1 protein-coding gene is annotated in these 726 nt (G+C 47.2%); it reads right to left on the reverse strand.

Going from position 1 to position 726, the window contains the following annotated elements; translation table 11 throughout:
- Positions 1-692: ExeA family protein (locus R7R24_RS26725; protein WP_318120121.1), on the reverse strand; the 692-nt coding region annotated here is incomplete at its 3' end.
- Positions 693-726: the final 34 nt, after the last annotated feature.

Here is a 726-nt window from a genome sequence, read left to right on the forward strand (position 1 = left end):
GGAATGCCATGGCTATACTTCGCAATCAACTTACTGGAACTGCGATGAAACAGTTGCTGATCGCCACCAGCCGTGTGCAAACGAAACGCGATGTAATCCGCAGTCTCTTTCTCATCAAGAGGTAACAGATGATAACGGCCAGTGATACGCTGTGCGAGCTGACGCAACTGCGTAGTCTGTAACAAGCGTTGTAACTCTGGCTGCCCTACCAACAGCACTTTAAGCAGCTTTCTGGTATCGGTTTCTAAGTTCGTTAACAAGCGCAGTTGCTCAAGTACATCGGCAGCAAGATGCTGAGCCTCATCAATGACGAGCAACGTCTGCCAACCCACCTTGTGGTTACGCAGCAAATAATGATGTATGACTTGGTTTAGCTGTTTTAACGTCGCATCCTGCGGATAAGAGATCTTAAATTCATCGCAAATCGCTTCTAGCAGATCTCGGCTCGAAAAAGTCGGATTGAGAATCAGCCCCGCTTTGGTGCTTTCATCTAAATTCGCGAGCATGGCTTTGGCCACTGTCGTTTTGCCTGTTCCTACCTCACCGGTCAGCATGGCAAAACCACCGCCGTCGCCCAATCCCGCATTGAGGTGCGTGATCGCTTCTTTATGACGTTGGCTTAAATACAAATAACGTGAGTTTGGAACAATCGAAAACGGCTGTTCAATAAACCCAAAAAAGTCCTTATACATTAGGATCTCCAGCTAAAAACCCATCCCAAAAGAA

The organism is Vibrio sp. 704 (assembly GCF_033339295.1).